This is a genomic window from Faecalicatena faecalis, assembly GCF_012524165.2.
Classification (GTDB): Bacteria; Bacillota; Clostridia; order Lachnospirales; family Lachnospiraceae; genus Faecalicatena_A; species Faecalicatena_A faecalis.
In genome coordinates this window covers 1-22258 of record NZ_JABACJ020000032.1, presented here as the reverse complement: position 1 = coordinate 22258, position 22258 = coordinate 1, and the positions used below count along the sequence as shown (strand labels likewise).

The following is a 22258-nucleotide window of genomic DNA, read 5'->3' as shown; positions in this document are numbered from 1 at the left end:
ATCAAATAAAAGAAAAGGAGAAAAAGAGTATGAGTAAAATTAAAAAAGTTTTGGCAGTGTTCTTGACACTGGCTATGGTCCTTGGAATGGGGATGACAACATTCGCAGCTGGGGGAATTGAAATTAATAATGCAGAAAATGCTACTTTAGAGATTTCACAAGTAATTGAAGCAAATAATTCAAAAGTGACAGGATGGGCATTTACAGAAAATGGAGCAGCTGCTTATAGAGAGGCATATAAGTTTAATAAAAGTGATGATACTCATGATCAGGAAATTATTGCAGGTCTGATTTTATATGCCGATAAGAACGCTGTAATTGATAAATCAGTTACTCCACTCCCAGCATCAGCAGCATTGATTGAGGCAGCTTTATCTAAAGTTACACAAGGATTTACATCTTATAAAAATAAAACACCTATTACTATACCTGGTGTGTATGCAATTAAGGCAAAAGAGGATGGATATGCTTATAGTCCTATGGCAGCTTATATAGCGTTCGGAGCAGAAACAACAACTAAGCTGAATGCAAAAAAAGCACCAACAACAGTTGATAAATATGCAAAAGATGAAAATGAAGATATAGAAGATGCAAACAAAGTAACAGAAATAGGTAGAACTGTTACATACAAGGTAAAATCAACTGTACCATTTATTCCAGAGTCAGCAGTTAATCCTTATTATGTATTTTCAGATACATTAACAGGTGCAACTTATAACGTGAATGCTGATGGAAAATTGCCCGTACAGGTATCAATTGCTTCTGGAACAGCTACAACTTATTATGCTTCAGTAGAAGGCAATTCATTTATTTTAGATTTATCAACATTGCTTACAGACAATGAAAATGCAAACTATACGATTGAATTATCATATGATGTAACAGTAACAGATGTTCAGGTTGGAAATGAAATCAAAGTTGGCGACTCACTTAATGATCCTAATAACAAATATGGAGATGACAAGGAAAATCTTTATACTGCTACAATTCAATTAGTTAAGTATGCATCTGATAATAATAATGAATATTTAAACGATAACGAAAAACTTGAAGGGGCAAAGTTTATAGTATCAAAAGAAGAAAATAGTAAGACTTACTATGCAGTTGCAGAAAGTGGTAAACTTACAGGATGGACAGAAACAGAAAAAGATGCTACTCGTTTCACAACAGATAAAAATGGTGAGATTAGTCTGCAGGGTCTAAATGTAGGTACGTATTCTTTTATAGAGAAAGAAGCACCAAAAGGATATAGTGTTAATTCTGAACCTGCAGTTGTTACAGTTACTAAGACTGATAAGGCTACAGCAGTTATTGTAGCTGACGCTGTTCCGATGATTGATACAAAGCTTTCATCACTTCCATCCACAGGTGGTATCGGTACTACAATCTTCACAATCGGCGGCTGCCTGATTATGATCGTTGCAGCAGCACTGTTCTTTGCATCACGCCGTAAAGAACACAAATAGTTCATTTGTTTGCAGGGCGGGGGATCGCCCGCCCTGCATTTTATATATACAACACTAAGGAGAGCTCATATGAAAAAGAAATATTCTAACATTATAATAGCTACTATTTTTATCATAGGGTTGTCCTTGCTGCTGTATCCAACAATAGCAAATAAATGGAATACATACAGGCAGTCGCAGCTTATCAGTAATTATGATGATAAGGTGTCACAGATGGAAAAAGATGGAACCATTGATTATGAGGCAGAGTGGAAGAAGGCCCAGGATTATAACAATGCATTAGTTCCGATGATTCTTCCAGATTCTTTTGCAGTTGCAGATGCAAAAGAAGAAAGGGATAGTTCCTATGAGTCTTGTCTGAATGTTACAGGCGATGGTATAATGGGAACAGTGGAAATTCCTAAGATTGACGTAAAACTTCCAATCTACCATTATACGACAGAGGAGGTCTTGAAAAATGCAGCGGGCCACCTGGAAGGGAGTTCTCTTCCAATAGGCGGTGAGAGTACCCACAGTGTTATTTCAGCCCATAGAGGCCTTCCGAGTGCGATTTTATTTACAGATCTTGATAAGCTGAAAAAGGGCGATCATTTTATGATTCATGTATTAGATGATGTGCTCTGTTATGAGGTAGATAAGATCAGTGTCGTAAAGCCAGATGATACATCGAATCTGAATGTTGTAGAAGGGGAAGACCTGATGACACTTCTGACCTGCACACCTTATGGGGTGAATACAGAGAGGCTTCTGGTGAGGGGACATAGAGTTCCATACGAGGAGACTTACAAAGAAGAAAAGGAATCTTCCATCAGCCTGGAGACCAATTATGTTCTGTGGGTAATCATAGGATTAGTGATTACGGCAGCATTAATTGGAGGTATGTATATAAGAGAGCGAAGGAAGAATCATGAAGCGTAAAATAACGACATTTATATTTGGACTATTATTTCTGATCGGATTCGCAGTTTTAATATATCCGACCGTTTCAAATCAGTGGAATACCTATCGTCAGCAACAGTTGATCTCAACTTACGATAAAGCAGTGAGCAAGCTGGAGCCGGAGGATTTTGATGCAGCATGGGAAGCTGCAGAGAGTTTTAATAATTCTTTCGACCATAATGATATTTTTGGAGATGTCTTCAGTACCCAGTCAAAACTGACAGATATCAAGGACACGGAGTATTGGAAGGTTTTGAACATCGAGGGCAATGGAATTATGGGGTACTTGAGTATTCCGAAAATCAATGTCAAGCTTTCTATTTATCACGGTACATCCGATGAGGTCCTTCAGACAGGTGTTGGGCATCTCAATGGTACGAAGCTTCCTATCGGCGGTGAAAGTACACACAGTGTTCTTTCCGCACATCGAGGGCTTCCGTCAGCAAAGCTTTTTACAGATATTGACCAGTTAAAAAAGGGAGACAGATTTTATTTACATATTTTAAATAAAGATTTTGCTTATGAGGTGGATCAGATTCTTCCCATGGTCGATAAGGATGATCATGAAACTCTGGATAAGGCACTTCAGATTGAAGAAGGCCAGGATTATGTCACTTTATTTACCTGTACACCATATGGTGTCAATACACACCGCCTTCTGGTAAGGGGCCACAGCATTCCTTATGATGGGGAAGAGCTGGCAAGTACTCCGGCAGATACGATGGTACAGGCGATTCAGAACTATTATATGTTATTCTTGTTACTTGGTTTGGCAGTGACAGCGTTAGTAATCGTACTTATGAAATATTTGTTCAAGCCGCGTAAGAAGCAGGCGAAAAAAGACTTAGAGGAGGGTAAGAAGTGAAAATAAGAGAATTTATGAAAAAGAGTAAAGTATTCATTCTCATTTGTGCTTTGACAGTTCCGATATTGCATTTGACGAATATCAGTGCGGCAGACTCAATTGATACGGAAGCACAGTGTTCTTTGACTTTGACAGTTCCTGCGGACAGTGTTTATTCGTCAGACACAGGTGCACCAGACTTTATAGCAAAGCTTTATCGGGTGGCATCCGTATCGGAGTCAAGACATTTTACCATGCTGGGAGATTATGGGGTAGACGTTGAAGCGCTTTCAGAGGATGATAACACAGACTGGGAAAATGCGGCAGCTACAGCGTCAAAGAAACTGGATGGGAAGAAAGCTACGGCAGAAGTTGTAATCAGTAAGGAAACAGGGCAGGGCACTGCAAATGGTCTTGAGACCGGAATGTATCTGGTCATGATGGATACGGTGACAGCACCGGAGTATGAATATAGTTTTACACCATATTTCATCTCTCTTCCGAATAACCTGTACTATTCATCAGGTGAGGCTGCAGATGATGAGTGGATCTATGATGCACAGAGTGTGATCAAGGTCGGAGCAGAGCAGCGTTTTGGAAGTCTGGAAATTGTAAAGACCCTGACAGAATATAACAGTACACTTGGACCTGCGACTTTCGTTTTTAGTATTGAAGGGGTAAAAGGAACAGACAAATACAGTAATGTAGTATCACTCACCTTTTCCGAGGCAGGAGAGCAGTCAGTAGTCGTTGAGAATATCCCGGTGGGGATGGAGGTGACCGTGACTGAAGTATACAGCGGTTCCAGCTATGAGCTGACAACAGCAGCAAGCCAGAGTACCGTAATTGCAGCAGACGAGGCCGAACGCGCAGGTGTGGCATTTACCAATACGTATAATGAAAGTATCAACGGCGGTTATGGAGTCGAGAACCAGTTCAATCATGATGAGGACGGCTGGCATTGGAACCAGAAAGTGATAGAATAAACGACGCAGTAAAGGAGGCTGGAAGCTATGAAAAGATTTAGAAATAATAAAACAGTCTGGCTGACAGCAGCCGCTGTGATAATGGCAGGCAGTATGACAATACACAGCGCCCTGGCATATTTTACAGCGAATGCGTCGGCACAGGGCGGTCATCCGATTTCGCTTGGATCAAAGACAGATATCACAGAGGATTTTTCTGACTGGACGAAGCATATCGAGATCGCAAATACAGGAGAAAATGACTGCTATGTACGTGTTAAGGTGTTCAGCGGAAGTCAATTCGATGTAGAATTTTCCGGTGAGAGCGGAGCATGGAGTCAGGGCGATGATGAATACTGGTATTACAGTGAAATCGTTCCGGCGGGCGGCAAGACTTCTGTTTTGAATGCAAAGATCAATGTCCCGGCTGATTTCGAGGATGATTTTAATGTCGTAGTCATTCAGGAATGTACTCCAGTTCAGTTTGATGAAAATGGAAAAGCTTACGCAGACTGGACGCAGAAGATCGATACGACTTCCGACTTTAACGGAGAGGAGGCTGGTGAATAATGAAACGTAGAAAAAAAGCCTCTCGTGGACAGAAAACAACGATTGCATTACTGGCGGCCGCAGGAATCCTGCTTGCCGGAAGTGCAGTGGGAAGTACCAGGGCAGCACTTTCTTATTACAGTGATAATTATACTGCTAATCTGGCTGTATCTGAGATTGGTGTAGCACTGGTCGAGAATGGAAAAGAGACTTCAGATGCATTGCTTGCAGATATGGTCGGGAAGGATGAAAAGGTCATCCCGGGCAGGGAGTACAAAGAAGAGCTGACGGTGAAGAATACAGGTGAGATCGACCAGTATGTGCGTGTCAGTATTGCAAAGAGCTGGATGAAGGATGGTCAGAAGGTGACTTCTCTTTCACCGGACTTGATTCTACTTGATCTGATAGGGAACGGCTGGATTGAAGACAAGGGGGCATCCACAAAGGAGCGTACCGTACTGTACTATTCAAGACCGCTGGCAGGCGGTGAGACAGCACCAATTTTTGCAGATACAATTAAAATCGACGGAGCAGTTGCATCTAAGGCATCAAAGGAGACTGTGAAGTCAGAAAATGGTTATACGACGGTAACAACGACTTACAGATATGACGGGGTGACATTTAATCTGGAGGCCCATGTAGATGCAGTTCAGACACATAATGCACAGGATGCAATAAAGAGTGCATGGGGCGTCAATGTAAATGTATCTTCAGATGGAACTTTAAGTCTGTAGTACAGGGAGGAGAGAGACATGAGAAAAAGAATATTCGGTTTTATTCTGGCAATGGTCATGGTCGCTGCCATCCCGTTAAATGCATCTGCAGAGACGATTAAGGGGAGTTCCGACTGGCAGGTCGCCTTCGATGGCAATAAGATGAGCAGCAATTTTAAGAGCTCTGACCTGGATGCCAGTGTTTATCAGCTTTTGCCGGGAGATACCGCATTGATAGATCTTTCCCTTGCCAATACGGCGAAGAAGGATACGAACTGGTATATGTCCAATGAAATCCTACAGAGTCTTGAGGATGGAAGCGCAGCAAATGGCGGTGCCTACACATATATTTTAAGTTATCAGGATGCCAAGGGTGAGACAACAGAGCTTTATAACAGTGATACAGTCGGCGGCGAAGGTCAGAATGGTCTTCATCAGGCAACGAATTCACTGGAAGATTATTTCTTTCTTGGGCGCCTTTCACCGGGAGCAAAAGGAAAGATTGAGCTTCAGGTAACCTTAGATGGTGAAACACAGGGAAATGATTATCAGAATACACTGGCAAGGTTACAGATGAGTTTTGCGGCGGAGGTCGTGGAAGGCGGTAATACGACAGTAACCAAGCCGGGAAAAGATATCAAGATCATCAAGACAGGTGATAACTCCAATATCATTATGTACCTGTCACTGGCAGCATTTGCGGCAGGAATGATTATACTGATTATTGCGATCCTGCTTGTGAAAAGGAGAAAAGAGAATAAGAAAAGGAGGTCCAGATAAGTATGAGATCAGGTAAGAAAATACGTAAAGGCCTTCTTGGACTTGCAATATTATTGACAATGACCCTTCAGATGACATTTGCGACAGAGGTTCAGGCCGCGGACGGATATACCTACACGGTTACGTTTTATGCAGGAAATCATGGAACATTTGCTGGCGGGCAGGATATGATGAAGATTACCGGGCTCCATTACGGAGATACCGTACATCTGGATGCATTTGCAGGCTTCACGGCTGTTTCCCTGGAAAATAACAGCAAGTATTATGTTCAGGGAGTTCGCCAAAGCGGCGGTGATACCAGCACAGAGGTTTCATCAGAATGGGTGAAAGTCACAGGTGATGTGGATTATGTAGTTGCTTACGGAATTAAGGGAAGCCAGGTCGCATACACAGTGAATTATCAGGATGCATCTGGAAATGAGCTGGCACCAAGCAGGACATTTTATGGAAATGTAGGAGATAAGCCGGTTGTTGCTTATCAATATATTGAAGGATACCAGCCGCAGGCCTACAATCTGGCTAAAACATTGAGTGCAAATGAAGCTGATAATGTATTTACTTTTATTTATAGTCCGGCAGAGAATGGAACTGTCACGACGATCATAGGTGCAAATAATGTGACTGTAGTAACTCAGGCTGCAGCTACCCCAGCAGGAACAGCGGCTGGTACGGCAGGAGCTGCCGGCGGTACAGCAGGTGGAACGACACCAGGCGGTACGACGCAGGGAACAGCAGAAGGACAGGGAACAGTAGAGGTTCCGCCGGAAAATACTCCGCAGGAACTGGTAGACCTGGATGATGAAGAGGTTCCGAAGGCTGATATTAAGGCAGAGAGAGATAAAAGTGTAGCGCCGATCGTATATAATATCATTATCGCAGTACTCGCAATTGCAGCATTAGTTGGGACACGTGTCTACTTCAAAAAACATGGAAAGAAAAATAACTAAATCAGATGAGCAGAGAAGAAAATCAGAATAGAAAGAACAAACATAAGAGTAAACATAAAAGTAAATTCGCTTCTGTGCTGAGCGTATTGGGAACGGTTCTGTTGATCGCCGTGATCGTGCTGTGCGTCCCGATTACGATACCGCAGATGTTCGGTTATCAGGTATACACAGTCATCAGTGGAAGTATGGAGCCGGCAATCCCGACGGATAGTCTGGTATATACAAAGAGCCTGCCTCCAGAAAATGTGAAGGAAGATGATGTCATCGCTTTCTACAGCGCAGATGATACCGGGGCAATCATCACGCATAGGGTGGTGAAGAACCAGGTAGTAGAAGGTCAGTTTGTGACTAAGGGCGATGCAAATGACCAGGAGGACCCGATGCCTACAGCTTACAGTAATCTGCTCGGAAGAGTGGAGCTGACGATTCCGTTCATGGGCAAGCTTCTGGCCACGGTCGCATCCACAGCGGGAAAGATAGCAACGGTAAGCCTGATCGGAGTAGCGGTGCTGCTGCATATTATAGCAGGAGTGATCCGGCGGGGACATGAAGAAGAATAAAGGGATAGCAGAAGAACTCGTAAAAGAGAGGGCTTCTGCTATTTTTTTCAGAAGTATGTTTTTAAAGAAGCGTGTTTTACGATGAAAGAAAAGAATGACAAAAAATAATCAAATATTTCCTATCTTACGAAAGAGTGTATAATAGAAGAAAAAGGATTTTTCATGCAGAACAGTCAGATAGATTTTATTTGAAAAGGAGGTAGTGTCATGCAGGTTAGTTCAAAGCGTAAATGGATGACCAGAGGGAAGATTCTGTTCGAAAAAGTAATTCTATTCTTCCTTTATCGGGGGATGAAGGTATTGTATAAGTATGATACCAGGATCTATGAGGAGATTTCCAACTGGCCGATTGGGATGACGATGGTATTGGCTGCGGCTGAGAAAGGGCCCAAGCTGTGTATCAGGAAAGTGTCATGGGGAATTGTGAGAGTCTCAGATATTGAAGACCCGGACATCATGATCGCATTTAAGAGTATTGATGGAGCATTTTTAGTATTTTCTGGTCAGATCGGGACATCACAGGCTTATGCACAGCATCGCTTCCTTGTAAAAGGAGATATTGCAAAAGTAATGTCTGTGGTACGGTGTATCGATCTGACTGAAGGGTATCTGTTCCCGGAGATCATGACCAGGAGAATTCTGCGGAAGGTCCCGGAGAAACAGATCGGAAGTATATCAGTTTACTGCCATGCAATTTTAGGGTTTTAATAAGACAATAGGAGGAAATGTTTATGCTGCCATCATATTATGAATTTCAGAATTCAACAAAGATATTATCAGGAAAAAATGCACTTGAAAATATTACATATGAATTAAAAGGACTGGGAGCATCCAGGCCGATTTTATTATCCGATAAGGTATTAGAAAAGATCGGATCACTGCAGAATGTGATCGATGCCATGGCTTCAACGGGGATGGAGCCGGCGGAAGTCTATACGGATATCCCTTCAGATTCTTCTGTAGCGATCGTGAATAAGATCGGGGAGAAGTACAAAGAAGCTGGATGTGACAGTATCATTGCCGTAGGAGGCGGTTCTGTTATTGATACAGCAAAAGGAGTAGAGATGTTGATTTCTCAGGATGTTAGAGATCTTCTGGAACTTCAGGGCTGTGAATCTATGACGAGAGGGAACCATGTCCCATTTATTGCTGTTCCGACGACTTCTGGTACTGGTTCAGAGATGACACTTGTTGCAGTGATTAAGAATATTGAAAAATCGGTAAAGATGGAGTTCATTTCGAATTATTTACTCCCGGATGCAGCGGTATTAGATCCAAGGATGACCGCTACACTTCCGCCGAAGACTACCGCTTCTACTGGTTTTGATGCATTGTGCCATGCAATTGAGGCGTATAGCTGTAATCAGAAGAACCCGCTGAGTGATGCTTATGCCACAGCAGCAATCAAATTAGTTGTGGAGAACCTGGAGGATGCAGTCAGGGATGGGAAGAATACCAAGGCAAGACTTGCCATGGCGAATGCATCTACAATGGCAGGCGCAGCATTTTCCAATTCCATGGTAGGAATGGTCCATGCAATCGGTCATGCGTTAGGCGGAGTGTGCAGAGTGCCGCATGGAGATGCTATGACGATCTTGCTGCCGTTCTGTATGCTGTATAATTACAAGAAATTAGGCGATATTTATGGGGAACTATTGTTATATCTTGAGGGACCTGAGGTCTATGCTCAGACTCCGGCCAATAAGCGTGGGGAAGAGGCTATCAAATCTGTCAGAAGAATGGAGCGCAGGCTTCATAAGCTGAGCGGTCTTCCGATGACACTCAAAGATGCCAAGGTCGATAAAAAAGATTTTGATGCAGTTGCCCGGACTGCATTGAATGACGGGGCTATGCTGGTGAATCCGGCTGCTGTCGAGTATGACGATGTCATCATGATACTCAATCAGGCTTATGAATAGAATTTAACAAGGGGGGTTAAGCAAAGGGGGCGGACTCTTTTGTTAATCCCCTTGAAGATTAATTTGTGGGAGGTGAATGCATGTCCTTTTTTATTACGGAGAAGTGTATTGGATGTACGTTATGTAAGAAGCTTTGTCCCGTTGGTGCAGTGGAAGGAAATTTAAAGGAACGGCACAGGATAAATGAAAAGCGCTGTGTTGAATGCGGTGTATGCGGCAGGGCGTGCAGCCAGGAGGCCGTTCAGGACTCGAAGGGCGTGACTGTGAAGGCGGTTCCCAGGGCGCAGTGGAAAAGACCGGTAATTATAGCAGACAAGTGCAGTGCGTGTTCGATGTGTGTCTGGAATTGTACAAAGGATGCATTGAAAATTTCAGAACCTGCCTATCAGGGAGATATCCGTGTTTTTGCGGAATTGATTGATTCGAAAAAATGTGTGGGATGTGGGATATGTGAGACCGTCTGTCCACTGCATGCCATTCATATGGAAGTAGGTGAGGCCTGATGAATTTACCGGTTTATTTGCAGATTGATTTATCAACGAATAGAGTGAAGCGTTTGAAGATCGATAAGAAATTATATGAGAGATATATCGGCGGGAAGATACTGGCGGCAAAACTGCTCTATGATATGACCCCGGCGGGTGTAGATCCTCTTTCAGAAGAGGCTGTGATCATCGTCAATACAGGACCGGCTAACGGTACCGGAGCACCATCCTCGAGCAGATTCAACATGTCTTTCAAGAATCTGATGACCGGTGGTATTGCTTCTTCGAACTGTGGCGGAAACTTTGGAATGATGCTGAAGAAGGCCGGATATGACGGTCTGATCTTGAAGGGAAAAGCAAAAGTACCTTCCTATATTGAAATCCTGGATGGAGATGTGCACATCAAGAATGCGGAGCACCTTTGGGGAATGGATACAGAAAAAGTTCAGGAAGAGTTTCCGAAGCAATATGGGAAGATCGTGATTGGACCTGCGGGAGAGAATCAGGTCCGGTATGCGGGCGTACTATCTGGAGAAAGAGTAGCTGGGAGGTGCGGTGCTGGTGCCGTTTTCGGCTCCAAGAACATCAAGGCCGTCATGGCATATGGAACCAAGATGCCAGAGATTTATAATAAAGAGAAGTTTGACAAGCATGTAGAAAAATGGGTTCGTTTCCTTCAGTCGCATCCGATGACCGGGACCTCGCTTCCAAAGTATGGGAGTGCAGGACTTGTGACAAAGGCGAATGCTACTCATGCTCTGCCTACAAAGAATTTTCAGAGAGGGTTCTATGACAAGGCAGAGGACATCAGCGGTGAGACTTTGGCAGATACAAAGCTAATCAGAAATATGGGCTGTGTAAGCTGTCCGATCCGTTGTGAACGAAGAGTCAAAGTTTATGAGAAGGATGTAAAGGGACCAGAGTATGAAACGGTCGGCCTGTTTGGAGCGAATGTAGAAAGTGCAGACCTGGACATTATCAATGAGATTAATTATATTGCGGATATCATGGGAATGGATACCATTTCCCTGGGAGGCACGATCGCTTTTGCCATGGAGCTCAAGGAAAGAGGGATTGCGGATTTCGGAGTCGATTTCGGGGACGTAAGTAATATTCCTGAGATTGTGAAGAAGATCGCTCACAGAGAAGGTATTTATTCAGAGCTTGCAAATGGCTCAAAATGGCTTGCAGAGAAATATGGTGCAGAAGATGCCGCCATCCATGCAAAAGGCCTGGAATTGGCTTCCTACGAGCCTAGAAAGTCAGTTGGCATGGGCCTGGGATATGCCACCTCGAATCGGGGCGGATGCCACCTGAACGGCGGTTATTTAGCCCTGTTGGAGTCTGTGGGCGTTTTGTCCACCGATCCGCTGGAGACCAAAGGAAAGCCAGAACTGACAGTCCTCATGCAGAATGCCATGGAAGCAGTATCTGGTTCGGGATTCTGTCTATTTACCGCATACAGCATGATTCCCTCCATTCTTTTCCGTCTAGGACCATCTCATTGGGTCACGAGGCTGTGCGGAAAATTTTTGATATGGGTCAGGCCGGTCCTGGGAATCATGTGGAAGTTCATGCCGTGGATACTTCCGTTCAATTCGATGTTCCTCCTGCCTCATGCAGAGGCAATCAAGCAGATCACTGGAATCCACATGACAACGGGACGTTTTATGCAGCTTGGTGAAAGAGGATATAACGTAGAGCGGTTATATAACTATCGGGAGGGTCTTACAGCAAATGACGATAACCTGCCTGATCGATTAACAAAGGTGCCGCAGGATAAGAATCCCAAGTCCGTAGTACGCCTCGATAAAATGCTGCCAAGGTATTATAAGGTCCGGGGATGGAAAGAAGATGGATCTCCGTCATTGTTTAAACTGTGGCAATTAAAAATACATTCATGAATTAGGTGATGATATGTCAAGAGTATACTATTATGGTGCGCTTCGTGAGATGACTGGCAGGAAAGAGGAATCTTTTGATATTACGGATATTAAGGGGTGCTTGAGTGTAATTCGCAGGAGGTACGGCGTTGAGGCTTATAAGGAGGCGAAGCGCAGTCTGATTACGCTCAACGGAGTCAGTATCTTATCATTTGATAACTTTAAGACCAAAACAAAGCCGGAGGACGAGGTAAGGTTTCTTCCCATTTGTGGAGGCGGATAGCGTAATCATCTTGTGCTCTCCTCCAATTTTCCTCGATACCCCTTCGGTGTGCAGCCATATTTTTTCTCGAAAAGTTTATAAAAGTAATTCATATTCCGAAATCCTGCGATCTCAGCGATTCGAGAGATGGAGAAGTCCGTATGTTCTAATAGGAATATGGTCTTCTCCAGTTTTAATTCCAGGATAATGGAGATAAAGGTCTTTCCGGTATATTTTTTCAGCAGTCTGCTTAAGTAATTAGGCGAAAAATGGAAATAGCCGGCCGCATCTTCCAGGGTCAGATTCATATAATTCTTATTCATATAATCCAAAATACTTACAACTGAAGAGGGCGTAGTACGGGAGCCCGAGGGCTGGTCATTCACGCAGTTCTTTTCCCGGGCGAGCATCGTGAGAAGTATGATCATAAAGCTATTGATGATCTCATCCCTCCCCGGATTATCGTGTTTTAATTCTAAGAGGACCGCGTTGATATAATTCCTGATTTCATCGTTATTGTCCAGGGAAAAATGCAGGTAATTCCCCTTCAGGCTGTTCTTGTAAAGTGCAGAAACGATGAATTCCGTAATCAGGTTGTTCTGAGAAAACCGTTTCATCAGCTTTTCACTGAAGTACTCTCTTGTCATTAGAATATTTACAATAATTGTATTTTCATCAACAGGTCCTACACTGTGTGATACATAAGTATCGAGCAGAAGCAGGCTTCCTTCCCGAATCGTCATCTGTGTGTTATTGATCGTCTGTACAAAGTCCCCTTTATAAGCATAGGCCATCTCGAAAAAATCATGTCTGTGCATTCCAGATCTGATATAGAAAGGATGCTTGGAGTAAGTAATGCCTTCTTTCCCCTTAAAATAATACTTTTGCGTGAGTTCCCGAATATTTCCATCTACATATCTGTAATCAGAAGTGCCCAGATATTCTCCCAGCTTGATATCATCCTCCTCGCCGGTTTCCAGGGCAATCTTTTCGAGAATTGATAATTGTTTAAATTCCTGCATTAATTCATCCGGGCTATACATAAATCTCTTCCTCCAATATTCCAAAGTCATGCTTTTTTATGCAAGGCTTTTTCATGTAAGCATGAAACGTATGACCTTTTAAACTTGGTATCTCCTTATCATATTATATAAAATTTCTGTATATATCGCAATACTATGAGGTTTGATTTTGACATAAATAAGTGTCGATTAGTTCATTGTCCATTTTTAGAAAAAGGAATATTATCTTAAATAACATAAGAACGGACCTTATGAAATTAGCAGATAAAGGGGATAATGAACATGTATAAAGTAACCCATTTACGGTGTAATGATGAAGCAGATGTAATAGGAATCAACCATCCAATCTTTTCTTGGTGGTTGGAAAGTGACAGTCGTTTTGTAGAGCAGTTCAGATATCATATTCAGGTGGCAATGGATGCGGACTTCCAGGAAATCATCTGGGATTACCAAAGGCATACGTCAGAGACCACAGGAATAGAGTATACTGGGCCTCAACTGGAATCCAGAACCAGGTATTATGTAAGGGTCCAGTCATGGATCACGGCAGAGATCCTGACAGAATGGTCAGAGCCGATCTTTTTCGAGACAACGATTATGAACAGCAGCGAATGGACCGCAAAATGGATCAAGCCAGAGGTTGTGGAAGTACACGGAAATAAAAATTACAGACGTCCATTTCTTGCAGAAAAGCAGTTCAAGCTGCCAGCTAAAGCAATCCAGGCACGCCTGTATATTTCCGCTTTAGGTGTATATAACGCAGAATTAAATGGAAAGAAGATCAGCGAGGATTATTTCCGACCGGGATTTACGGATTACAACTACCGTGTTCAGTTCCAGTCCTATGATGTCACGGATATGCTGGATTCTGAGAACATCATCAAGGTAACGGTTGCAGAAGGATGGTTTTCAGGGTATCTTGGATGGGAAGGTAGAAAGAACACATATGGCAGTTCAAATGCCCTTCTGGCCCAGCTCGAAATCAAGCTGGAGGATGGAAGTGTAAAGGTGATTGGAACAGACGGTACATGGGAACAGAAATTCCGTGAGATTATGTATTCGGATTTTTATAATGGTGAAGCATATGACAGCCGCCAAAAGGAATATCACTGTGGGCAGATGAAAGAATTTTCTTATCCGATGAAAACACTTGTGCCGCAGGAGGGGCCTTCTGTTAAAAATATCATCACAATCAAACCGCTTAGCATTTTCAAAGATGCTTCTGGAAACTGTGTGCTGGATATGGGACAGAATATGGTCGGATGGGTCCGTTTTAAAAATATTCACACTGTGGATGGAGACCTTAAGCTGTCTTACGGCGAGGTCCTTGACAAGGATGGAAATTTCTACAGTGAGAATCTGCGCAAGGCAGATGCGATAGATACCTTTCGATTAGAAGCCAACGATGGAAAAGAATATGAACCTCATTTCACCTTCCACGGTTTCCGTTATGTGAAGCTGGAAGGATTTACAGAGGAGGTTCAGGCAGAGGATTTCCAGGGAATCGTATTGTCCAGCAGCATGGAGCAGCTCTGCGAGTTCCATACAGGAAATGAAAGAATTAATCAGCTTCAAAGCAATATCCTTTGGGGACAGCGAGGCAATTTCGTAGATATCCCGACAGACTGTCCGCAGAGAGATGAGAGGCTGGGATGGACTGCTGATGCACAGATTATCTGTCCGACAGCAGCATTTGATTTTCAAATCAACAGATTCTTCAGAAAATGGCTACGGGACTTAAAGGACAATCAGATGGAGCAGGAGGGCGCAGCACCATATGTTGTCCCGGATATTTTAAAAGGAGTCTTCTCCGATGGATTATCCAATACAACAGCGGCATGGGGAGATGCGGCAGTGATCTGCCCATGGGTCATTTACGAGGCTTACGGAGATAAAGATATTTTAAAAGAGCAGTATGACAGCATGAAGGCATGGATTGATTATATCCGCCGCGAGGGCGACAATGAGTATCTCTGGGATACGGGGGCTCAGCTCGGAGATTGGCTGGGAATGGACTCCAAGGAAGATAGCTTTTACGGTGCTACAGAGGGATGTTATGCGGCAACTGCATATTATGCATATTCTACAGGCCTTTTTGCAGAGACAGCAAGAATACTTGGTAAAATGTCAGACTATAAAGAGTACAGTGATTTATACGAAAATATTTGTGAAGCGTTCCGGGGAAATTTTGTGAAGCAGGACGCTGAACTGACATCATATACACAGACAGCCTATGTCCTTGCCCTCAAATTTGGTCTGTTGAAAAAAGAGGATGAAAAGAGAGCGGCAGAACGTCTGGTAGAACTGGTAAAGAAAAAGGATAACCACCTGGATACAGGCTTTTTGGGGACTCCATATATCTGCCATGTCCTGACAGAGCAAGGATACAATGATTTAGCATATACCTTATTATTCAACAATGATTTCCCGTCATGGCTCTATCAGGTAGACCACGGTGCAACGACAATGTGGGAGCATTGGGACAGCCAGAAGGTAGATGGATCATTCTGGTCAACAGAGATGAATTCCTTCAACCACTATGCATACGGTTCCATCGGAAGCTGGATGTATCGCACGATCGGTGGAATCGATATGAAAGAGCCGGGGTATAAGAAGACGATCATTGCTCCGAAGCCAGATGAAAGAATTCAAAGTGCAGAATGTACCCTGACCACGATGCATGGAATCGTAAGCTGTGAATGGAAATTGGATGGAAATAGAATCCATATTAAGGCAGTTGTTCCAGCTAATACAAAAGCGTTTATCATGCTTCCTGAACCGGCTGACGAACAGAGTCTCAAAAAGCAGATAGAAGAAGTGACAGAAGGACATGCAGTATATACAGAGGGAAAAGTTCAGACAGTGAAACATGTTCTCTATGATGTAGAATATACGGAATCAAAATCCCGCACAGAAAAAGAGATAAATGTAGGAAATGAAACTGCATTTGAGATTGGTTCTGGCGTATTTGAATTCGATTATATATTAAAGGAGAATTAATCATGGGAAAAACAAAAACCGGAAAAATGCCGGCAAGTGAAAAGATTACATATGGTTTTGGAAATCTGGCAGCAAACTTGATGTTCACCACAGCGGGATCATTTATCACATACTATTATACTGATGTTGTAGGATTAAGTGTTGTAGTGGCAAGTAATATTCTGCTTTGGGCGAGAGTATTCGATGGAATCTCTGACCTTGTCATGGGAACGATCGTGGACCGCTCAACATCCAAGAAGGGAAAAGCAAGACCATGGATTTTTAGAATGGCAATTCCTTATGCTCTGGCAATCGTCCTTCTTTTTTCCTCGCCAGACTTCTTGGGAACAACGGGAAAGGCCATTTATGCGTTCATAACATATGTTCTTGCAATGGCAGGAATCTACACTGCTACCATGGTGCCTTATAACTCCATGCTCAGTACATCAACCTCAGACCCTGTGGAACGAGGTGTTATGTCAACCATGAGGACCTTATTCGGATATGGCGGTGCAACTCTTGTAAATGCAATCGTCTGGCCGTTGATCACCATTCTGGGCGGCGACAAGAAAGCATGGACCATCATGGCAGCTCTGTTCGGATTTGCAGCGACCGTACTGTTGATGGCGCTGTATAAAAATTCAGAAGAACGTGTGATTGAGGCAATTGAAGAAAGTGGAAAGGAAGAAAAGCTTCCTTTATCCAAACAGCTTCAAAATCTGGTAAAAAATAAATACTGGCTCATTCTGATCGGTTACCTGTTCGCTACCTTTATCGATTCTGGTCTGGGTGGAATCAACATTTACTATGCGACCTGGATATTGGGTGACGGAAACAAAATGGGCATCATTGGAACGGCTCTGACAATTCCAATTATGATTGGCGCATTGGCTGTCCCGGCACTGATGAAGAGAATTTCCAAACGAAATCTCTGTATAGCTGGAAGTATTATTTATATCCTGGGTGCAATTGTAATTGCACTTTTCCCGGAAAATTTCTATATTGTTGTACTGGGAGTTGTCATCAAAGGATTTGGAAAAGCACCTGGTGCCGTGGCTGGATATGCCATGTTAGGTGATGTAGTCGACTATGGTGAATGGAAAACACATACCAGAAATGAGGGGCTTGTATTCTCAGCAGCAACATTCGGGGAAAAGGTCGGAAGCGGAATCGGTGGATTGATCATGGGCGTGATATTAAGCATTGGAGGATATTTATCCAGTGCGGCAACACAATCTGCAGGAGCATTAATGTCAATTAAAGTAGTATTTATCTATGCTCCGATCGTATTTGCAGTATTGAGTCTGCTGTTAATGCTGGTATATGATCTGGATAAAAAGCTGCCGGAGATTCGCCGCGAACTCCATAGATAAAAGCTGCCGAAAATTCGCTGCGAACCCTATAGATTCCAGTGTAATGCAGATAACAAAAATATGATTCATTTAAAAATAAGCTTCATAATATACTCCCTTCGAGGTGAACAAGTAAAATCATAAAAACTTGTTTACTTAGGAGGGAGTATATTTTATGTTATAGACAGAGCAGGATATATGAAAAAGAGCAGAATATATAGAAAGAACAGGATATAAGGAAACTGCGAGGTGGATTTGGAATATCAGCTTTGACTATTTATCGTGGAAAATCGCGGAAGGAATTAAAAATAAATAATTGAAACACGAACTTCATTTATAGTGTCTAATAGGTATAAAGGGGCAGAAGGGAGGTAAATGGATGGAAGAATTAGTTCGGAAAGCAAAACAGAAGGACCCGGATGCATTTGAGGAATTAATTAGAAGGAACATACAGAGCCTGTACAAGGTAGCGAAGGCGTACCTTCCTTCCGATGAGGACGTTGCCGATGCAGTGCAGGAAACGATTTTGGTTTGTTATGAAAAGCTTCCGTCTCTGAAGCATGATGATTATTTCAAGACATGGATGACGAGGATTCTGATGAGAAAATGCTGTGATATTCTAAAAAGAAATAAAGTAATTCATTTTTCCAGCAATATAGAAGAGCAGCCCGTCAGTGACAGGGCGTTCGAAGAATTGGAATGGAAAGAGGTCATCCAGCTTTTGGATGAGAAGTACCGGTTGATCATGATTTTATTCTATGTAGAAGGTCTTCAGACAGGAGAGATTGCCCAGATACTGGATATGAATGAAAATACGGTACGTACCAGGCTGAAACGGGGCAGAGAAGAGATGCAGGAGATATTTATAAATAGGACAGGAAGGAGGAGAGCAAATGGACGAAAAAAGAACGTGGATTCCAAAACTTCAGGAAGAGGCAGAAATACCGGAAATCGTATGGCAGAAAGCTGAACAGGCCTTCCAAACGATCCGAAAGGACGAAGAAGGGCAGGAATGGACGGGAAAAAGGCAGAACAAGCGCTCTGCAGGCTCCAGAAAGAAGCGTGTATTCACGAAGAAAAAGATTGCGGTAGTAATCCTGGCGGCGACACTTATGATCAGCAGCCTGACGGTCGGTGCAGCAGCATATTTTCATTGGAATGACAGCTTTTCGAAACAGTATCATACGTCGCCGGAAATCGAGAAAAAGTTAAATGATTCTAATACAGCAAAGGAAATGAACCAATATGCGGAACATGACGGTATTCGGATAGAGGCGGTGCAGTCCGTGGCGGACAACAGTATCGCACACATTATTCTGAAGATTCAGGGGACCGAAGGATTTGAGCTTAACAAAAATATGAATTTTGGTGATATTGAGGTGAAGTCGGGAGATAAAAAGCTTGCCTTTTTTGGAAATTTTCTTACTGACCCAATGGAAAGAGATCTAAGTGAAGGATTGGAGTATGAGATTCTGATACAGGATACTGGAAAAGAGGGAGTCCTGAATCAGGAGATTCAATTGATTTTCCATCAGGTGATAGATGAATACGAGGGAAAAATAAATAGGATGGCCAGAGAAGATTATCCCGTAGTGGTAGATTCTACGTGGGAACTTGATATGATTCTGGACAATGAGGATAATGGAAAGGACTATGAGGTAAATCAACAAATACCAGGGACGGAAGCATTTGTCAGGAAGATACATCTGTCTTCAGTGTCATATACCCTGGATTTGGATTGGACGCTGAAGAAGGAACTGCTTCCTTGTACCTACCAAAATGGAGAGCAGGGGACTTTTGAGCATATCGTAAATCCGCCATCTCTGGTAGGAGTGGTCTATGAAGATGGAAGTTCCCGTGAAAGCGCATGCAGTGCCCTGAATGGGGAGTTTATAAACGATGAGAAGACCCAATACCGGGAATATGGATATAATCCGCAGATCATAGACTATGAAAATGTAAGTGAACTGATCTTTGGGACCGAGGAAGGGCTTGTAAAGGTGCCGGTAGAAAAGGAATAGATATCAAAACAAGTGTTAGAAAAGAAGTATAAAAAAGTAAAGGCTATTTTGATCGTCACCTGACAATCAGAATAGCCTTTTATTATAATTTAATAAATATATATCGAAAAACAATAAAAATATATTGAAATTCATACTACGCGGTGATATAATCCAGAAAAAGGAAATAATAATGCAGCGGATATAAAATCGGTCATTTATGAGAAATTTGAAAGAGAAAGGACGAATGTTATGAATCAAAATAAGTTAATCAGATTCACAGTTTTATTTTTAGGAATGATGTTTTACTCAGGAATTATTGTCCTGATTGGTCTTCCGTTTATTATCAAGCTGGCAGGCAGATACTACTCTTCTGCGATTACAGATGTCTACTGGCAGATGTTGGTTACGTATGCACTTGCCGGAATCTGTGGAATTACGATTGTTTATCAGCTTCGGAAGATGATGAAGACAGTGGTGGAACAGAATTGTTTTGTAGAGGCTAATATTGCGAGCCTGAAGCTGATGGGAAAGGTAAGTCTTGTCATTTCCGCACTTTTTATCTTAAAGCTATTCTTTTTTATAACACCTGCTACTTTCGTAATCATTCTGACCTTCTTTATAGCAGGCATCTTCAGTCATGTATTATCCTGCGTTTTTCAGGAGGCCGTGCGTTACAAGTTGGAAAATGACTTAACGATTTAGGAGGAGGAATATGGCAATCATAGTGAACTTAGATGTAATGATGGCAAAAAGAAAGATGAGTGTTACAGAACTGGCCCAGAAAATAGATATCACAATGGCCAACCTTTCTATCTTGAAAAATAATAAAGCAAAGGCGGTCAGATTTACGACATTGGATGCAATCTGCAAGGCGTTAGACTGCCAGCCGGGGGATATTCTGGAATATGTAAAGGATGAAGAATAGGTAGATGTTCAAAAAAGGAGATCTCATATGGAGACATTGACAGTAAAAAAAGTAGAAGAAAATTATACGTATATGATGAGTATGTGCGGGATATATGGAATGATTTTTACATTCTGTTTGTATCAAAATCTTTCAGGTATTACCTTCCCTGTCTGTGTTGCCGCTACCATTTTCACGACGGTGCTGTTCATGAAAAGAATGGGAATCACGATACAGAGAAATTTTATGATCTATGTGATGGCTATGCTTTTGCTTGGTGTTTCGACGACGATGACAAGCAGCGGCTTTTTCCATGTATTCAACTGGGCAGGAATCCTCCTTCTTTTAATGACAGCAGTGATTCGGCAGGTAAATCCGGGAGGCAATTTAAATTTCCAGCAATATCTGGTCAATATCCTGGTTTTAACAGGAAAGACAGTGATATCTGTTCTTGATCCTCTTCTTCATGGGATTCAATACAATCAGGACAGGGAAAAAGAAAAAAGTAAGTATATCAAGCCAGTCATAATAGGGCTTTTGATAGCAGCATGCCTTTTGGTGGTGGTGCTTCCACTGCTTATTTTTTCTGATCAGATTTTTGCTTCCTTTTTTGGAGGGTTCATTCATATTTTTAAATTTGGAGAAGCGTGGGGACTGTTCTTTACATTTCTAGCCGGTTTTGTTTTGATTTATGCATTTCTTTCGGGAATTTCAAGATTGGAATTTAAGAGCCAAGAGGGAGGGACTGTCAAGGGAAAGGAAGGCAACATCAATCCGGTCACAGGAGTAACTTTTGCAGGGATACTCGCAGCAATTTATGTGTTTTACTCAGTCATCCAAATCCTATTCCTGTTCATGAGATTAGAAAGCGGGCTGCCGGATGGAGTGACTTATTCTCAATATGCCCACGCTGGTTTCTGGCAATTATTGCTGGTCAGTCTCATTAATATTGTTACAGTTCTGGTCTGTATCAGCGTTTTTCAGGAAAATAAGATATTAAAAATCCTTTTAATGGTAATTTCTGTATGTACCTGTATTATGACACTGTCTGCGGCGTACAGGATGGTCCTTTATGTGAATGCCTATTATCTTACATTCCTGCGGGTCCTGGTGCTCTGGTTTCTTGGAGTTTTAATGCTGATTATGTTTGGCGTTATGTGGAGTATTATCAAGCGGGATTTTCAATTATTTCGTTATATTATGGTGATTGTGACCGTGTGCTATATTGGGCTGTCATTTTCGAAGGTAGACAGAAGAGTGGCAGAGTATAACGTAGAGCATTGGGACTATATCACATCCGATGATATGGCGTACCTCATTTACTCAAGCTCATGGGATGCCGCACCTGTGCTTGCAGAGGCCGGAAAGAAGGCAGCAAAAGACCAGCCATGGCAAGAGCAGTACTGGAAAGAAAATGTAGAAGAATATTATCGCAGGATATTGGATCAAAAAATGACATTGAGGTCCTGGAATTTTGCCAGGGCAGAGGCGAAGGATGCCGCAAGGGAGTATCTGCACCTTTTGGATACAGATGATTAATAGATGGGGACAGAAGCCGCGGCTTCTGTCCTTTTTTTATGGGTCGGATAGACCCTGTTGAGTACGTTGGAGTTTCTCAGCAGAGAAACGGAAACGTGCGAAATATAAACCACCCGCTATGCGGGTGCGCGACGTTTGTTATACAAA

General features: G+C 42.6%; 22 protein-coding genes. 21 read left to right on the top strand and 1 reads right to left on the bottom strand.

Annotated elements, in window-relative coordinates; all coding sequences use genetic code 11:
* Positions 1-29: 29 nt before the first annotated feature.
* The 14 genes from HGO97_RS21465 (at position 30) to HGO97_RS21400 (ending at position 12333) form a co-directional block, all read left to right on the top strand.
* On the top strand, positions 30-1466 hold the full coding sequence (locus HGO97_RS21465; protein WP_216245089.1) for a SpaA isopeptide-forming pilin-related protein: 1437 nt from the start codon (positions 30-32) through the stop codon (positions 1464-1466).
* A 69-nt stretch (positions 1467-1535) separates the two neighbouring features.
* On the top strand, positions 1536-2384 hold the full coding sequence (locus HGO97_RS21460; RefSeq protein WP_216245087.1) for a class C sortase: 849 nt from the start codon (positions 1536-1538) through the stop codon (positions 2382-2384).
* Entirely contained in the window at positions 2374-3270 is an 897-nt protein-coding gene (locus HGO97_RS21455; protein WP_216245085.1) for a class C sortase, read from the top strand. Before HGO97_RS21460 ends, HGO97_RS21455 begins: the two co-directional genes overlap by 11 nt.
* The gene (locus HGO97_RS24310) at positions 3267-4235 is read left to right on the top strand and encodes a DUF5979 domain-containing protein (RefSeq protein WP_216245078.1); all 969 of its coding nucleotides are present in this window, start codon (positions 3267-3269) and stop codon (positions 4233-4235) included. Before HGO97_RS21455 ends, HGO97_RS24310 begins: the two co-directional genes overlap by 4 nt.
* A gap of 27 nt (positions 4236-4262) precedes the next feature.
* Positions 4263-4784 (top strand): hypothetical protein, encoded by a 522-nt coding sequence (locus HGO97_RS21445; protein WP_168866586.1) that lies wholly within the window; start codon positions 4263-4265, stop codon positions 4782-4784.
* Positions 4784-5497, top strand: a complete 714-nt coding sequence (locus tag HGO97_RS21440; protein WP_168866587.1) for a hypothetical protein — start codon at positions 4784-4786, stop codon at positions 5495-5497. Before HGO97_RS21445 ends, HGO97_RS21440 begins: the two co-directional genes overlap by 1 nt.
* Positions 5498-5515: 18 nt before the next feature.
* Positions 5516-6256: a hypothetical protein gene (locus tag HGO97_RS21435; protein ID WP_168866588.1), complete on the top strand. Its 741-nt coding sequence runs from the start codon at positions 5516-5518 to the stop codon at positions 6254-6256.
* Between the two features lie 2 nt (positions 6257-6258).
* The gene (locus HGO97_RS21430) at positions 6259-7203 is read left to right on the top strand and encodes a MucBP domain-containing protein (protein ID WP_168866589.1); all 945 of its coding nucleotides are present in this window, start codon (positions 6259-6261) and stop codon (positions 7201-7203) included.
* 5 nt (positions 7204-7208) lie between these two features.
* Entirely contained in the window at positions 7209-7763 is a 555-nt protein-coding gene (locus tag HGO97_RS21425) for a signal peptidase I (protein ID WP_216245077.1), read from the top strand.
* A gap of 207 nt (positions 7764-7970) precedes the next feature.
* Positions 7971-8471: a hypothetical protein gene (locus HGO97_RS21420; RefSeq protein WP_216245076.1), complete on the top strand. Its 501-nt coding sequence runs from the start codon at positions 7971-7973 to the stop codon at positions 8469-8471.
* Between the two features lie 23 nt (positions 8472-8494).
* Positions 8495-9682 (top strand): iron-containing alcohol dehydrogenase, encoded by a 1188-nt coding sequence (locus tag HGO97_RS21415; RefSeq protein ID WP_216245075.1) that lies wholly within the window; start codon positions 8495-8497, stop codon positions 9680-9682.
* An 80-nt stretch (positions 9683-9762) separates the two neighbouring features.
* Complete coding sequence (locus HGO97_RS21410) at positions 9763-10185, top strand: 4Fe-4S binding protein (RefSeq protein ID WP_216245074.1); 423 nt, start codon at positions 9763-9765, stop codon at positions 10183-10185.
* Entirely contained in the window at positions 10185-12071 is a 1887-nt protein-coding gene (locus HGO97_RS21405) for an aldehyde ferredoxin oxidoreductase family protein (RefSeq protein WP_216245073.1), read from the top strand. The genes HGO97_RS21410 and HGO97_RS21405 overlap by 1 nt, the downstream gene beginning before the upstream one ends.
* A gap of 13 nt (positions 12072-12084) precedes the next feature.
* The gene (locus HGO97_RS21400; RefSeq protein WP_216245071.1) at positions 12085-12333 is read left to right on the top strand and encodes a MoaD/ThiS family protein; all 249 of its coding nucleotides are present in this window, start codon (positions 12085-12087) and stop codon (positions 12331-12333) included.
* 5 nt (positions 12334-12338) lie between these two features.
* Here HGO97_RS21400 and HGO97_RS21395 read toward each other — a convergent pair whose 3' ends face one another.
* Entirely contained in the window at positions 12339-13355 is a 1017-nt protein-coding gene (locus tag HGO97_RS21395) for an AraC family transcriptional regulator (RefSeq protein ID WP_216245069.1), read from the bottom strand.
* A 261-nt stretch (positions 13356-13616) separates the two neighbouring features.
* Between HGO97_RS21395 and HGO97_RS21390 the strand changes: the two genes are divergently transcribed.
* From HGO97_RS21390 to HGO97_RS21360, 7 genes are all read left to right on the top strand, one after another.
* Positions 13617-16334: an alpha-L-rhamnosidase gene (locus HGO97_RS21390; protein WP_216245067.1), complete on the top strand. Its 2718-nt coding sequence runs from the start codon at positions 13617-13619 to the stop codon at positions 16332-16334.
* A gap of 2 nt (positions 16335-16336) precedes the next feature.
* Positions 16337-17686, top strand: a complete 1350-nt coding sequence (locus HGO97_RS21385) for an MFS transporter (RefSeq protein ID WP_216245065.1) — start codon at positions 16337-16339, stop codon at positions 17684-17686.
* 358 nt (positions 17687-18044) lie between these two features.
* Complete coding sequence (locus HGO97_RS21380; RefSeq protein ID WP_216245063.1) at positions 18045-18635, top strand: sigma-70 family RNA polymerase sigma factor; 591 nt, start codon at positions 18045-18047, stop codon at positions 18633-18635.
* The gene (locus tag HGO97_RS21375) at positions 18559-19686 is read left to right on the top strand and encodes a DUF4179 domain-containing protein (RefSeq protein WP_216245062.1); all 1128 of its coding nucleotides are present in this window, start codon (positions 18559-18561) and stop codon (positions 19684-19686) included. The genes HGO97_RS21380 and HGO97_RS21375 overlap by 77 nt, the downstream gene beginning before the upstream one ends.
* A 231-nt stretch (positions 19687-19917) precedes the next feature.
* Positions 19918-20370, top strand: a complete 453-nt coding sequence (locus tag HGO97_RS21370; RefSeq protein WP_168866578.1) for a DUF2975 domain-containing protein — start codon at positions 19918-19920, stop codon at positions 20368-20370.
* A gap of 10 nt (positions 20371-20380) precedes the next feature.
* The gene (locus tag HGO97_RS21365; RefSeq protein WP_168866579.1) at positions 20381-20593 is read left to right on the top strand and encodes a helix-turn-helix domain-containing protein; all 213 of its coding nucleotides are present in this window, start codon (positions 20381-20383) and stop codon (positions 20591-20593) included.
* 27 nt (positions 20594-20620) lie between these two features.
* Positions 20621-22111: a DUF4153 domain-containing protein gene (locus HGO97_RS21360; RefSeq protein ID WP_168866580.1), complete on the top strand. Its 1491-nt coding sequence runs from the start codon at positions 20621-20623 to the stop codon at positions 22109-22111.
* Positions 22112-22258 lie beyond the last annotated feature (147 nt).